This is a genomic window from Micromonospora sp. NPDC127501, assembly GCF_040302185.1.
GTDB lineage: Bacteria > Actinomycetota > Actinomycetes > Mycobacteriales > Micromonosporaceae > Micromonospora.
Window position 1 is genome coordinate 202370 of sequence record NZ_JBEORJ010000013.1, and the last position, 13163, is coordinate 215532.

14 protein-coding genes are annotated in these 13163 nt (G+C 73.5%); 9 read left to right on the forward strand and 5 right to left on the reverse strand.

Going from position 1 to position 13163, the window contains the following annotated elements:
• Positions 1-3: 3 nt before the first annotated feature.
• The 3 genes from ABTW72_RS26920 (at position 4) to ABTW72_RS26930 (ending at position 3160) form a co-directional block, all read left to right on the forward strand.
• Positions 4-1122 carry a cystathionine gamma-lyase gene (locus ABTW72_RS26920; protein ID WP_350863103.1) on the forward strand — a complete coding sequence of 373 codons (1119 nt, stop codon included), beginning with the start codon at positions 4-6 and terminating at the stop codon, positions 1120-1122.
• Between the two features lie 8 nt (positions 1123-1130).
• A complete protein-coding gene (locus ABTW72_RS26925) occupies positions 1131-1916 on the forward strand; it encodes a putative protein N(5)-glutamine methyltransferase (protein WP_350863106.1) in 786 nt (261 codons plus the stop codon).
• 194 nt (positions 1917-2110) lie between these two features.
• Positions 2111-3160 (forward strand): ROK family protein, encoded by a 1050-nt coding sequence (locus ABTW72_RS26930; protein WP_350863109.1) that lies wholly within the window; start codon positions 2111-2113, stop codon positions 3158-3160.
• A 41-nt stretch (positions 3161-3201) separates the two neighbouring features.
• Here the strand turns inward: ABTW72_RS26930 and ABTW72_RS26935 are convergent, their stop codons facing one another.
• Complete coding sequence (locus ABTW72_RS26935) at positions 3202-3402, reverse strand: DUF397 domain-containing protein (RefSeq protein WP_350863112.1); 201 nt, start codon at positions 3400-3402, stop codon at positions 3202-3204.
• Positions 3403-3407: 5 nt separating this feature from the next.
• Positions 3408-4253, reverse strand: a complete 846-nt coding sequence (locus ABTW72_RS26940; protein WP_350863115.1) for a helix-turn-helix domain-containing protein — start codon at positions 4251-4253, stop codon at positions 3408-3410.
• Between the two features lie 278 nt (positions 4254-4531).
• Between ABTW72_RS26940 and ABTW72_RS26945 the strand changes: the two genes are divergently transcribed.
• Both ABTW72_RS26945 and ABTW72_RS26950 read left to right on the forward strand, forming a co-directional pair.
• Positions 4532-4750, forward strand: coding sequence for a hypothetical protein (locus ABTW72_RS26945; RefSeq protein ID WP_238657534.1), 219 nt, complete (start codon positions 4532-4534; stop codon positions 4748-4750).
• 195 nt (positions 4751-4945) lie between these two features.
• Positions 4946-6046: a D-alanine--D-alanine ligase family protein gene (locus tag ABTW72_RS26950; protein WP_112620921.1), complete on the forward strand. Its 1101-nt coding sequence runs from the start codon at positions 4946-4948 to the stop codon at positions 6044-6046.
• Positions 6047-6100: 54 nt separating this feature from the next.
• On the opposite strand, the gene ABTW72_RS26955 is transcribed toward ABTW72_RS26950, so the two are convergent.
• Both ABTW72_RS26955 and ABTW72_RS26960 read right to left on the reverse strand, forming a co-directional pair.
• Entirely contained in the window at positions 6101-6784 is a 684-nt protein-coding gene (locus ABTW72_RS26955) for a DUF3515 family protein (RefSeq protein WP_350863118.1), read from the reverse strand.
• A 9-nt stretch (positions 6785-6793) separates the two neighbouring features.
• A complete protein-coding gene (locus ABTW72_RS26960) occupies positions 6794-7027 on the reverse strand; it encodes an Lrp/AsnC ligand binding domain-containing protein (protein ID WP_030487446.1) in 234 nt (77 codons plus the stop codon).
• 96 nt (positions 7028-7123) lie between these two features.
• Here ABTW72_RS26960 and ABTW72_RS26965 point away from each other — a divergent pair, with 96 nt between their 5' ends.
• Positions 7124-8113 (forward strand): thiamine-phosphate kinase, encoded by a 990-nt coding sequence (locus ABTW72_RS26965; RefSeq protein ID WP_350863121.1) that lies wholly within the window; start codon positions 7124-7126, stop codon positions 8111-8113.
• A gap of 29 nt (positions 8114-8142) precedes the next feature.
• Positions 8143-8604, forward strand: a complete 462-nt coding sequence (locus ABTW72_RS26970) for a GNAT family N-acetyltransferase (RefSeq protein WP_112620925.1) — start codon at positions 8143-8145, stop codon at positions 8602-8604.
• A 138-nt stretch (positions 8605-8742) separates the two neighbouring features.
• Here ABTW72_RS26970 and rpmB read toward each other — a convergent pair whose 3' ends face one another.
• Positions 8743-8934 (reverse strand): 50S ribosomal protein L28, encoded by a 192-nt coding sequence (gene rpmB / locus ABTW72_RS26975; RefSeq protein ID WP_011905179.1) that lies wholly within the window; start codon positions 8932-8934, stop codon positions 8743-8745.
• A 287-nt stretch (positions 8935-9221) separates the two neighbouring features.
• On the opposite strand from rpmB, the gene ABTW72_RS26980 reads away from it, so the two are divergent.
• The gene (locus tag ABTW72_RS26980) at positions 9222-10835 is read left to right on the forward strand and encodes a DAK2 domain-containing protein (protein WP_350863124.1); all 1614 of its coding nucleotides are present in this window, start codon (positions 9222-9224) and stop codon (positions 10833-10835) included.
• Positions 10832-13030: an ATP-dependent DNA helicase RecG gene (recG, locus tag ABTW72_RS26985; RefSeq protein ID WP_350863126.1), complete on the forward strand. Its 2199-nt coding sequence runs from the start codon at positions 10832-10834 to the stop codon at positions 13028-13030. Before ABTW72_RS26980 ends, recG begins: the two co-directional genes overlap by 4 nt.
• The last annotated feature ends 133 nt before the right edge of the window (positions 13031-13163 follow it).

Here is a 13163-nt window from a genome sequence, read left to right on the forward strand (position 1 = left end):
CCGATGAGCGAGTGGGGAGACGGCACCCGCTGCGTACGTGCTGGTCTGCCCGAGCCGGCACCGGGGGACCCGTTCCTACCCGGGCCGGTCTTCGCCGCGCCGTACCACCTCGACCCGTTTGCGGGTCCGGGCACGTCGCCGAACGGCTACGGCCGCCCCGACAACCCGACCCGCCGGCTGCTGGAGGCGGCGGTGGGCGAGCTGGAGGGCGGTGACTGCCGGGTCTTCGCGACCGGTCAGGCGGCCATCACCGGCCTGCTGCTCACCCTGCTGCGGCCGGGGGACACAGTGGTGCTCCCCACCGACGGATACTTCCCGGTCCGGGCGTTCGCCACCGATGTGCTGGAGGCGATCGGCGTCCGGGTGCTGTTCGCGCCGACCGTCGGGCCGTACCCGTCGTTCGAGGGCGTCCGGCTGGTGCTGGTGGAGACGCCGGCCAACCCGGGCCTCGACGTGGTCGACGTGGCGGCCCTGGCCGAGCGGGCGCACGCCGACGGCGCGCTGCTCGCGGTGGACAACACCACCGCCACCCCGCTCGGTCAGCGTCCGCTGGATCTCGGTGCCGACCTGGTGGTCGCCTCCGGCACGAAGGCGCTCACCGGCCACTCCGACCTGCTGCTGGGCTACCTGGCCAGCCGGTCCGCCGAGCTGATCGACGCGGTGACGACCTGGCGTACCACCACCGGGGCGGTTCCGGGCGCGTTCGACGCCTGGCTGGCCCACCGGTCACTGGCCACTCTCGACCTGCGGCTGGCGCGGCAGAGCGCGAACGCCGCCGCGGTCGTCGACCTGCTCGCCGGCCGGTCGGACGTGACCGGCCTGCGGTGGCCGGGGCGGCCGGAGGACCCGGCGTACCCGGTGGCCTCGGCGCAGATGCGCCGGATACCGGGGGTGCTCTCGTTCGACCTGGGCGACGCCGACCGGGTGGGCCGATTCGTCGAGGCCGCCCGGCTGGTGGCGGCGGCGACCTCCTTCGGTGGCCTGCACACCACGGCGGACCGGCGGGCGCAGTGGGGCGACGACACCGCTCCCGGTTTCGTCCGGCTCTCCTGCGGCGCGGAGGACACCGCGGACCTGGTGGCCGACATCGCCGCCGCGTTGGATGTGGCGGGACCGGTCTGACGTCTCCCATGGCGCTTCCTTCCCCGACCGACCGGGCCGCCCTGGTGGGCCGGCTGCGCGCCGCCGGCTGCGTCTACGCCGAGGACGAGGCCGAGCTGCTGCTGGCCGCCGCGCGCAGCCCGGCGGCGTTGGCCGACCTGACCGACCGTCGGGTTGCCGGCGAACCGTTGGAGTACCTGCTCGGCTGGGCGGAGTTCTGCGGCCTGCGGATAGCCGTCGACGAGGGCGTCTTCGTGCCCCGGGCCCGGACCGCTCTGCTGGTCGAGGTGGCGGCCGAACTGACCGGCGCGGCGCCGGCCGTGGTCGACCTGTGCTGCGGCTCCGGTGCCACCACCGTCGCGCTGGCGCACCGGCTCGCGCCACGCTGGCTGGCCGCCGCCGACATCGACCCGGCGGCCGTGGCGTGCGCGCGCCGCAACGTCGTCGGATTGGACGCCGAGGTGTACGAGGGCGACCTGTTCGCCCCGCTGCCGAGGCAGTGGCGGGGTCGGCTGGACCTGGTGGTGGCCAACGCCCCGTACGTGCCGACGGACGCGGTCGCGCTGATGCCTCCGGAAGCGCGGCTGCACGAGGCCCCGGTGGCGCTCGACGGCGGCCCGGACGGGCTCTCCGTGTTGCGTCGGGTAGGTGCCGACGCCGCCGGGTGGCTGACCCCCGGCGGCCACCTGGTGGTCGAAGCCGGCACCACCCAGGTCGACACACTCTGCGAAGCGTTCAGCGCGGCCGGCCTGGTGCCCACCGTGCGCCACGACGAAGACCTGGACGCCACGGCGGTCTTCGCCCGCCGCCCCTGACCCACCCCGCCCCGCTCCCCGCCCCACCCCACCCGCGCGATCTTGCAGTTTCGGTTGCCGGGATGGGTGGGATGCCCCTTGTGCCGGGACAGTAGGTGGAAGATCGCGGGGAGGGTGCGGCCGTCCGGGCATGGCGGGGGAGGGGGGTTGGCACTAGCCTCGGCTCACACTCATGACGGCGGGAGGCGGTTTCGGTGGGCAGCGCAGGGGTGCCGGTGGTCGTCGGGCTGGACAACGGCGGCACCAGCAACAACGCCACAGTGCTGACGGTGGACGGCCGCTTCCTGGTGGACGGGCTGCTGGAGATCCCCAGCGAGGTCCGATCCGGGCCGGAGGCGGCGATCGAGGCGTTGGCCCAGGCGCTGGACGGCGCCCTGGCGCAGACCGGCGTGCCGCGTGACCTCGTGCAGGCGGTCGGGCTGGACACTCCCGGCCCGGCCAGCGCCGAGGGCGTCATCTCGTCGCGGGGCTCCACCAACTTCTCCCAGCCGGCCTGGCGCGGCTTCGACGTGCGAGGGGCCCTGGAGCGACGGCTCGGGCTGCCGGTGATCTATCACAACGACGGCAACGCGGCCGCGCTCTACGCCCACCACGTCTACTTCGGCGCCGACGCGATGAACCGTTCGTCGGTCTCCGCGATCGTCGGCACCGGCCTGGGCGGCGGTGTGGTCGAGAGCGGTCGGGTGATCGCCGGCGCGGCCGGGATGGCGGGGGAGTTGGGCCACGTGCACATCCCGCTGAGCGGCCTGCTCGGCCCGGGTCAGCCGGAGCCCACCTGCGCCTGCGGCTTCACCGGAGATGTCGAGAGCGTCGCCTCGCTGACCGGCATCGAACGCAACCTGCTGCCGTACTGGCTGACCCGGTACCCCGACCACCCGCTCGCGGCCGAGCCGGTGGCGCGGGCGGCCAAGCTGGTCCGGGGGTACGGCGAGCGCGAGGATGCCCTCGCGCGGGACCTCTTCACCCAGCAGGCGAAGGCGCTGGGGCGGCTGTTCACCGTCGCCGCGAACTTCACCGACCCGCACGCGTACTTCGTCGGAGGCGGGGTGGTGGAGGCGGCACCGGAGTTCCGCGACTGGTTCCTGGAGACGGTCCGCGAGCACACCGTGCTCCGCGAGGAGCAGGCGGCGGTGGCCATCTTCGCCCTGGTACCGGACCGGGACATGGCCGGTGCCCGAGGCGTCGCGATCGCCGCGCTGGAGGCGCTACGCGCTGTTCCGGAGCCCCGCCCACTGGTTGCCTGAGCCGGCGCGGGCCTCGGCCCGCACCGGCTCGGCACGTCTGGTCAGCGCTGCGGTGGCGCCTGGGCGAAGGCGGCCCAGGCCGCCGTTGGGAACAGCAGGGCCGGGCCGGCCGGGTCCTTGGAGTCGCGCACGGCAACGAGCTGCGGGATCGCGGCCACCTCCACGCAGGCGCCTTCGTCGCCGCTGCGGCTGCTCTTGCGCCACGGCGCCGCGGCCAAGGCCGCTGTGATCATCGGGGTCATCGGTCCTACCGTCCCTTCAGGACTGACAGGAGCATCTCGCGGCTGTCCGCCGGGCTGAGCGCCACGCTTCGGAGATGCTCCATGATCTTGGTGCAGGTACGCGTCTCGCCGGCGCGGTCGAGGATCATCTGACCCGCAACGGTCTCCACCGACGCGATGATCGGGTCCTCCGGGTCGGCGAACTCGAGGATGTGCAGGGAACCCCGCGTGCCCCGGTGGTAGCCGGCGGAGAGCGGGATCACCTGGACGCTGATGTTCGGCAACTCGGCCATCTTGACCAGGTGCCGTAGTTGCCCGTTCATCACCGACTGGTCACCGACCGGCCGTAGCAGCGCGCCCTCGTCGATGATCGCGTCGAGGATGGGCGGCTGGTCGGCGGTGAGCCGCTGTTGTCGGTCGAGCCGGATCCTGACCCGCTGCTCCACCAGGTCGTCGCCGAGGGTGTGCGGCCCGCCGCGCATCACGCCACGGATGTAGTCCGCGGTCTGCAACAGGCCGGGCACCACCGAGGGCTCGAAGTTGGCGATGGCGGTCGCCTCGGCCTCCAGCGCGATGAAGTCGATGGTGCGCGGATCCAGCAGGTAGGAGTACGACACCCACCAGCCGGGCTTGCGGGCGTCCTTGGCGAGCTGCACCGCGGCGGCCACCTCCTCGGCACTCACCCCGTACGACGTGAGCAGGGCGCGCACGGTGGCCGGGCTGATCAGGGTCTGGGCGTTCTCGTAGCGGGAGAGGGTGCTGCGGGTGCTGTTGATCTCATCCGCCGCGGTCTCCAGCGTCAGTCCGGCGGCTTCCCGGTGGTGGCGCAGGGCGATGCCGAGCCGGCGGGCGCGGGCGGTCTTCGGAGCCATGCATCGATGGTCGCACACATTTGCGGGAACGTCTGCATGAGAGAACGTCGATGGGAGTTGCATTCACGCCTATACACGTGTCAATCTGTGATGGCGTCCTCACCGCCGGTTGTCGTGGCGACGGTGGTGGTGAGCGACCGGAGGGGATGGGGCGCGCGGCGATCGGGTTTCTCCCCCGTACCCGATCGTCGCGTGCCGCCCCTCCATCCCGGCCTGCCGGAAGGAGACGACGTGCGAACCCGCCCGGAGCCCCCCGCCGTACCCTCGGGCGGCGTGCGATGACCCGCTTCCTCGTGGTGCTCACCGACGTGCGCCCCGTCGAGGGCGTTCACCGCAACGAGCGGGTCGCGCCGGAACGGCGCCGGCAGGTGGTGGGCGCCAGCAGCCGGGAGGCCGCCGACCGCATCGCCGGAGCGTTCATGGCGCTGGGCATGGTGCGGGCCGGCCGGCAGCGGGTGAAGGTGATCGCTGTCGGCCGCAGGCACTCCCGGGACTGAGCAACCCCAGGTCAGCGGTCTGTGACACCGCTACCATCCGGTTACGCACCGTATATCCTCTCCTGACCGATTGCCGTGTCGTGCCGTGGCTCGCCGGGTATCGCCTCGCCCCGTGGCCACGCACAGTAAGGTCAACCGGGTGAGCGCCACCGGCGAGCACGACCAGCCGCAGTCGCGTACGAAGAGGTGACCGGAGTGACCACCCCAGGCAAGACCCGCGTGGCGATCGTCTTCGGCGGCCGCAGCCCGGAGCACGGCATCTCCTGCGTCAGCGCCGGCAGCGTGTTCGGCGCCCTCGACCCGGACGAGTTCGAGGTGGTGCCGGTGGGCATCACCCGGGCCGGCCAGTGGGTGCTGACCAGCGGAGACCCCGCCCAGCTCGCGATCAACGCCCGTCAGCTGCCGGAGATCACCGCCGACTCGGGCGACGACATCGTGCTGCGCGCCGACCCCACCGGCAACGGACTCATGGTGCTCGACCCGACCGAGGGCCCCCGGGCGCTGGCCGACGTGGACGTCGTCTTCCCGGTGCTGCACGGCACCTACGGCGAGGACGGCACCATCCAGGGAATGCTGGAGATGGCCGGCATCCCCTACGTCGGGGCGAACGTGTTCGCCTCCGCGGCCGCCATGGACAAGGAGTTCACCAAGAAGCTCTGTGCCGTCGAGGGCATCCCGGTCGGCACGTACGCCGTGCTGCGCAACGGCATGACGCTCAGCGAGCAGGACAAGGAGCGGCTCGGCCTGCCGGTCTTCGTCAAGCCGTCCCGGGCCGGGTCGTCGTTCGGCGTCAGCAAGGTCACCGACTGGGCCGAGCTGGACGCGGCGGTCGCCGCCGCCCGGCAGTTCGACCCGAAGGTCATCATCGAAGCCGCGATCGTCGGCCGCGAGATCGAGTGCGGTGTGCTGGAGGGCGAGGCCGGCGGCACGCCGGAGGCGTCCGTGCTGGCCGAGGTGCGGGTCGTCGCCGACCACGACTTCTACGACTTCGAGGCGAAGTACCTCGACGACTCCTGCGAGTACGACATTCCGGCCAACCTGCCGGAGAAGGTGACCCGCCAGGTGCAGGAGTACGCGGTCCGCGCGTTCACCGCGCTGGACTGCGCCGGCCTGGCCCGAGCCGACTTCTTCGTCACTCCCGAGCTGGACGTCTACCTCAACGAGATCAACACGATGCCCGGCTTCACCCCGACGTCGATGTTCCCGCGGATGTGGGCGGCCTCCGGCCTGGAGTACCCGAAGCTGGTCAACCGTCTGATCCGTACCGCCCAGCGGCGCGGCGTCGGCCTGCACTGAGCCGTCCGACCCCGCCCGCGCAGGTCAACCGGCGCGGGCGGAGTCGGTTCGGGTTCAGCGCTGGCAGCCGGACGGGATCGCGCCGCCGGAGGGCACACTCGCCACGATCGTGCTGGAGATCGTCGGCAACCACTGCAACGGCTGCTCGTACGAGCGCGGGACGCGCACGGTGATCAGCGTCTCCCGGTCGACAGTGGAGAGGACCGCCGCGTCGCCCTGCTCGGCCAGGTGCCAGCAGACCCGGTTGACCGTCCAGACCTCGTCGGTGCTGGGGAAGGTCGGCTCGGTGCCGCCGCAGGCCACGGTGAGCGCGGGGTCGCCGTAGGCGGCGTTCTGCTCCGGGCCGGCGGTGACCGGCCGCTGAGCCAGGTCGCGGATGCTCGCCGGAAGCTGGGAGAGCAGGGCCCGGCAGACCGTGGCCGGGCGGGCGGCCAGCGCCGGGGCGGCCATCTCCACCGGGGTGGTGGACTGCACCCGGGCGGTGGTCGCGGAGGGCGTCGGCGCGGCGGCCGGTGTGTCCGGGCTGAGCTTGCTGAAGGCCAGCACGGCCACCAGCAGCGTGATCGGCAGCGCGATCAACGTGGCCAGCAGGGCCGCGCCACGCATGGTCCGATCGCGGCCGGCCGGCGCGGCGGCGGCGGGATCGGTCGACTCACGGTTACCGTCAGCCGGCTCGGACGCCCCGTCGGCCGCGTCGCGCGCCCCGTCGTCGTCCAGAGCCGAGGAGGAGGTCGTCATCTCGTCCACTTACAGCCGCACCACCGAACACGTGAGGGTGCGAGTGATGCCGGGCACCATCTGCACCTTGCTGACGATGAGTTTGCCCAGCTCGTCAACGGTGTTCGCCTCGGTGAGGACGACCACGTCGTACGGCCCGGTGACGGCGTCGACGCGTACCACGCCGGGGATGTCCGCGATGAGACCCGCCACGTCACGTGCGCGGCCGACCTCGGTCTGGATGAGGATGTACGCCTGTACCACGACTCGACCTCCGTCCGTCGCCGCCCGGGAGCGGCCCGAAGGGTGAAACTACCTTACGGACCAGGTCTGATCCCTATCGGTGGTCAAGGAGCAGCGGTGAGCGAGCACGGCGGAGCCGGGCAGCACGGGCGGAACGCCGGCGGCGGCGTCGGGGTGTCCGGGATCGGGGAGTTCGGGCTGATCGGGAAGATCACCGCCCGGCTCTCGTACGGGCCGACGACCCTGCTCGGCCCGGGCGACGACGCGGCGGTGGTGGCCGCGCCGGACGGCCGGGTGGCGGCCTCCACCGACGTGCTGGTCGACGGGCGGCACTTCCGGCGAGACTGGTCCTCGGCCCGCGACGTCGGGCACCGGGCGGCTGCCGCCAACCTGGCGGACATCGCGGCGATGGGTGCCACGCCGACCGCCCTGCTGGTCGCTCTCTGCATGCCGGCGGACCTGGACACCGCCTGGGCGGAGGAGTTGGCCGACGGGCTCTCCGCGGAGGCGGCGACGGTCGGCGCGAGCGTCGTCGGCGGGGACATGTCGGCCAGTCCCACCCTGACCGTCGCGGTCACCGCGCTGGGCGACCTTGCGGGCCGTCCGCCCGTGCTGCGCTCGGGCGCCCGACCGGGGGACGTGCTCGCCCTGGCCGGGCGCACCGGGTTCGCGGCGGCCGGGCTGACCGTGCTGACCCGAGGCTTCCGTACCCCCCGGCTGTTGGTCGAGGCGTACCGGCGGCCGCAGGTGCCCTACCAGGCCGGCCCGCAAGCCGCCCAGCTCGGCGCCACCTCCATGATCGACGTGTCGGACGGGCTCCTCGCCGACCTCGGACACGTCTCGGCGGCCAGCGGGGTGGCGATCGACGTACGCCGCGACGGGTTCGAGGTGCCCCGGCAGATGGCCGACGCGGCGCAGGCACTCGGCGTCGATCCGTACACCTGGATCCTCGCCGGTGGCGACGACCACGCGCTGGCCGCGACCTTCCCCCCGGCGGTGGCCCTGCCGCCGGGCTGGCGGCCGATCGGCCTGGTCACCGACGGTGCCGGCGTGACGGTCGACGGCGTCGCCTACGACGGCCCGGTCGGCTGGGACCACTTCCGGTGAGGCCCGCCCGCGGCCGTACCCTGGATACCGTGAGTGAGATCGAGATCCGGGCGGTGCGGTTCGACGCACCGGTGGCGCAGCACCTGATCCACGCCGCACTGGCCGACCTCGGCGCCCGCTACGGCGGCACCGGCGACGACACCCCGGTGGACGCGGCCGAGTTCGAGCCGCCCGACGGCGCGTTCCTGGTGGCCTACCTGGCCGGCGAGCCGGTCGGCTGCGGTGGCTGGCGCAGCCACGGCGCGGACACCGCGGAGCTGAAGCGGATGTACACGGCCCCGGCGGCACGGGGGCGCGGGGTGGCCCGCGCGGTGCTGGCGGCCGTCGAGCGCTCCGCGCGCGAGCAGGGCCGCAAGCGGGTGGTCCTGGAATGCGGCGACAAGCAGCCGGAGGCGATCGCCATGTACGGCTCCGCCGGGTACGAGCGGATCCCGAACTTCGGCTTCTACAAGGACGCGGAGGGCTGCATCTCCTTCGGCCGCACCCTCTGACCTGCGCGCCGGGCCCGGCCTGGCCGGTGTGCCAGGCCCCGGCGGGCCGGTGTGCGGCGTCTGCCCGGGCACACGACAGAGCCGGCGGACCCTCGGGGTCCGCCGGCTGAGCCGAACGAAAAGGTGGGTGCTACCGCGTCAGGCGCGGGTGACCTTGCCGGCCTTGATGCACGAGGTGCAGACCTTCAACTTCTTGGTGTTGCCGCCACCGGCCGGGGTACGCACCGACTGGATGTTCGGGTTCCAGCGGCGGTTGGTCCGCCGGTGCGAGTGGGACACGTTGTGGCCGAAGCCCGGTCCCTTGCCACAGACGTCGCACACGCTAGCCACGGGATACTCCTGGGATTGATACGTTCATGAGGTCGCCGGCAGGTGCTGCCCGGGCAACCTGGTCAGGTTACCCGATGACTCGCCGACCCGGCCAACCGGCCCGGTCCGGCGCTCGCCCGTGCCCCGGCTCACGCCTGGTCGTGGGCCCGCCCGCCCTGCGGTGGGCCGGCCCGGCGGCAAGGGTACCGGAGTCGCTCGTCCCCGCCGCGGCCAGCGCCGGCCCAGGCCGGCGAGGACACGCCGGACGAGTCCGACGGGTGTCGGTGCGCGCCAGTAGGCTTCTGCCCGTGCTGGACACCCTCGACGCCGCCGCGGTCCGCCGCTGGTGCGCGAGCGGGCTGGCCGCACTGAAGCGCCACCAGGGCGAGATCGACCAGCTCAACGTCTATCCGGTGCCCGACGGCGACACCGGCACCAACCTGGTGCTCACCCTCACCTCGGCGCAGCAGGCCCTCGCCATGGATCTGGACACTCTCCCCGACAGCGGGCCGACGGCGCACGGGCACGCACTGCGGCTGATGGCGCAGGGCGCGCTGCTCGGCGCGCGGGGCAACTCAGGGGTGATCCTCTCGCAGATCCTGCGTGGTTTCGCCGACCAGGTCGCCGGGGTGCCGGCGGTGCGTGGCCGGGAGCTGGCCGCCGCGCTGCGCTCCGGCACCGCCGCCGCGTACACGGCGGTCTCCCGGCCGGTCGAGGGCACCCTGCTCACCGTGGTCGCGGCGGCCGCCGCCGCGGCCGAGGGCGCGGACAGCGACGACCTGCCGACGGTTGCCGGCGTCGCGGCCCGGGCGGCGGCCGAGGCACTCGCCCGCACCCCGGAACAGCTGCCGGCGCTGGCCCGCGCCGGCGTGGTCGACGCCGGTGGGCGAGGCCTCTGCGTGCTGCTCGACGCCCTGGTCGAGGTGCTGACCGGGGAGCGCACGGCCCGGCCCGCGCCGACGCCGCGCTCCGCCCGCCCGGCGGCCACCGTCGCCCGCGAGACCGGCTCGGACGAATACGCGTACGAGGTGCAGTTCCTGCTCGACGCCCGAGCCGAGGCGGTCGCCGGGCTCCGGCGGGCGCTCGACGCCCTGGGAGATTCGCTGGTCGTCGTCGGCGACGGGCGTGAGCCGGAAGGCACCTGGAACGTGCACGTGCACGTCAACGACGTGGGCGCGGCGGTCGAGGCCGGTGTCGTCGCCGGCCGTCCGTACCGCATCTCGGTCACCCGTTTCGCCGACCAGTCGGAGTCGCCCTCCGGCCCGGTGGTGGCCGGCCGGGCCGCGGTGGTGGTGGCCACCGGCGGCGGCATCGCCGACCTGTTCGCCGCGGAGGGCGCCACCGTCGTGCCGGGCAACCCGTCCACGGGTGAGCTGCTGGACGCCGTCCGCAGCACCGGAGCGGCCCGGGTGGTGGTGCTGCCCAACGACGCCAACACCGAGGCGGTGGCGAGCGCGGCCGCCCGAGAGGCCCATCGGTACGGCATCAAGGTGAGCGTGGTGCCGACCCGCTCGCCGGTGCAGGCCCTCGCCGCCCTCGCGGTCCGCGACGGTGACCGCCGTTTCGAGGACGACGTCATCGCGATGGCCGAGGCGGCTGGCGCCTGCCGTTACGCCGAGGTCTGCCATGCCAGCCGGGAGGCGCTGACCGTGGCCGGCCCGTGCCGTCCCGGTGACGTGCTGGCGCTGGTGGAGGGGGAGGTGCACCTGATCGGCACCGACCTCACCGACACCTGCGCGGCCGTGGTCGACCGGATGCTCGGTGGTGGCGGCGAGATGGTCACACTGCTGGCCGGGGTGGACGCTCCGGCCGGGCTCACCGACGCCGTCCGCGCGCACGTCGCGCGACGCTGGCCGTTCGTCGAGGTGCACGCGTACCCGGGCGGCCAGCCGTTTTATCCGCTCCTGGTAGGGATCGAATGAGCGAACCAGCCACGGTGGACACTCCGCTGAAGAAGCTGGTCGGGGACAAGACAGCCAAGGCGCTGGCCTCGCACCTCGACCTGCACACCGCGGGTGACCTGGTCTACCACTTCCCGCGTCGCTACGACGAGCGTGGTGAACACACCGACATCCGCTCGCTGGACGTCGGTGAGCAGGTCACCGTGCTGGCCCAGGTGCAGCGCACCGCGGTGCGCCCGATGCGTCAGCGGCGGGGCAACCTGCTGGAGGTGACCGTCGGCGACGGCTCCGGCGGGGTGCTGACGTTGACCTTCTTCGGCAACCAGGCGTGGCGCGAGCGCGAGCTGCGCCCGGGCCGGTGGGGCCTGTTCGCCGGCAAGGTCACCGAGTTCCGGGGCAAACGGCAGCTCAACGGCCCGGAGTACGTCCTGCTCGGCGAGGGTGGCGACGGTGAGGCGGCGGTCAGCGACGACATCGAGGAGTTCGCCGGGGCGCTGATCCCCGTCTACCCGGCCGCCGCGGCCGTGCCGACCTGGGTGATCGCGCGCTGCGTGCGCGTCGTACTGGACACGTTCACCCCGCCGGACGATCCACTGCCGAGCGCCGTGCGGGCCAGCCGCAAGCTGGTCGGGCTGGGCGCCGCGCTGACCGAGATCCACCGGCCGTCGAGCAAGGAGGCGCTGCACCAGGCGCGGCGGCGCCTCAAGTGGGACGAGGCCTTCGCCGTCCAGGTGACCCTGGTGCAGCGCAAGCACCGGGCGGCCGACTGGCCGGCCCGGCCACGCCCGGCGCGCCCGGGCGGGCTGTTGGAGGCCTTCGACGCCCGACTCCCGTACGAGCTGACCGCCGGTCAGCGTGAGGTGGGTGTGGAGATCGCGGCGGACCTGGCCGCCCCGCACCCCATGCACCGCCTGTTGCAGGGCGAGGTGGGCTCGGGCAAGACGGTGGTGGCGCTGCGGGCGATGCTCCAGGTGGTCGACGCGGGCGGGCAGGCCGCGCTGCTGGCGCCCACCGAGGTGCTGGCCGCCCAGCACCACCGCGGCATGCTCGACCTGCTCGGGCCGCTCGGGCGGGCCGGTGAGCTGGGCTCCGCCGAGCACGCCACCCGGGTCGAGTTGGTCACCGGCTCGCTGGGCGCGGCGGCACGCCGCCGGGCGCTCGGCGAGGTGGCCAGCGGTGCCGCCGGCATCGTGCTTGGCACCCACGCCCTGCTCTACGAGGGGGTCGACTTCGCCGACCTCGGCCTGGTGGTGGTCGACGAGCAGCACCGCTTCGGCGTGGAGCAGCGCGACGCCCTGCGGGCCAAGGCCGACCAGCCGCCGCACGTGCTGGTGATGACGGCCACCCCGATCCCGCGCACGGTGGCGATGACCGTCTACGGCGACCTGGAGGTCTCCACGCTCTCCCAGTTGCCCCGGGGGCGGTCGCCGATCGCCTCGCACGTGGTGCCGGCCGCCGAGAAGCCGGCCTATCTGGATCGGGCCTGGCGTCGGCTGCGCGAGGAGGTGACCGCCGGCCACCAGGCGTACGTGGTGTGCCCGCGAATCGGTGACGGGCCGACCAGCGACGAGGAACCACCACCCGAGGACGACAACGGCCGTCGGCCACCGCTGGCGGTCACCGAGGTGGCTCCGCTGCTGGCCGAGGGCCCGCTGCACGGCCTGCGGATCGGGGTGCTGCACGGTCGCCTGCCAGCCGACGAGAAGGACGCGGTGATGCGTTCCTTCGCGGCCGGTGACCTGGACGTGCTGGTGGCGACGACAGTGGTCGAGGTTGGCGTGGACGTGCCGAACGCCACCGTGATGATCGTGCTGGACGCCGACCGGTTCGGCGTCTCCCAGCTGCACCAGTTGCGGGGCCGGGTCGGCCGGGGTGCCGCCGCCGGGCTCTGCCTGCTGGTCAGCGAGGCGGCCGAGGGTTCGTCGGCGCGGGAACGGTTGGACGCGGTGGCGTCCACGAGCGACGGTTTCAAGCTCGCCGAACTGGATCTGGAACAACGCCGCGAGGGTGACGTGCTGGGTGCGACCCAGTCGGGGCGCCGCTCGCACCTGCGGTTGCTGTCCCTGCGACGCGACGCCGACCTGATCCGTGACGCCCGCGCCGAGGCGATCACCCTGATCGAGGACGACCCGGAGCTTGCCCGCAGCCCGGCCCTGGCCGCCTCGGTGGCCGCACTGGTGGACGAGGACCGCGCGGAGTACCTGGAGAAGGGCTGACCACGCGCCCGCTCGCCCAGCCGGTGATCCACTCGGCTTTCTTGAGACCGGGGTGTCCCGCCGATGCGGACACCCCGGTTTCACTGATGTCGAGTCGATCACGCAGGCCATCACGTGGCTGAGGGCGCGCCGA

Bases quoted from the DNA above. Each gene is read 5' to 3' on its own strand.
- ABTW72_RS26920 (WP_350863103.1), top strand. From the start codon at position 4: ATGAGCGAGTGGGGAGACGGCACCCGCTGCGTACGTGCTGGTCTGCCC.
- ABTW72_RS26925 (WP_350863106.1), top strand. From the start codon at position 1,131: ATGGCGCTTCCTTCCCCGACCGACCGGGCCGCCCTGGTGGGCCGGCTG.
- ABTW72_RS26935 (WP_350863112.1), bottom strand. From the start codon at position 3,402: ATGACCCCGATGATCACAGCGGCCTTGGCCGCGGCGCCGTGGCGCAAG.
- ABTW72_RS26940 (WP_350863115.1), bottom strand. From the start codon at position 4,253: ATGGCTCCGAAGACCGCCCGCGCCCGCCGGCTCGGCATCGCCCTGCGC.
- ABTW72_RS26945 (WP_238657534.1), top strand. From the start codon at position 4,532: ATGACCCGCTTCCTCGTGGTGCTCACCGACGTGCGCCCCGTCGAGGGC.
- ABTW72_RS26955 (WP_350863118.1), bottom strand. From the start codon at position 6,784: ATGACGACCTCCTCCTCGGCTCTGGACGACGACGGGGCGCGCGACGCG.
- recG (WP_350863126.1), top strand. From the start codon at position 10,832: ATGAGCGAACCAGCCACGGTGGACACTCCGCTGAAGAAGCTGGTCGGG.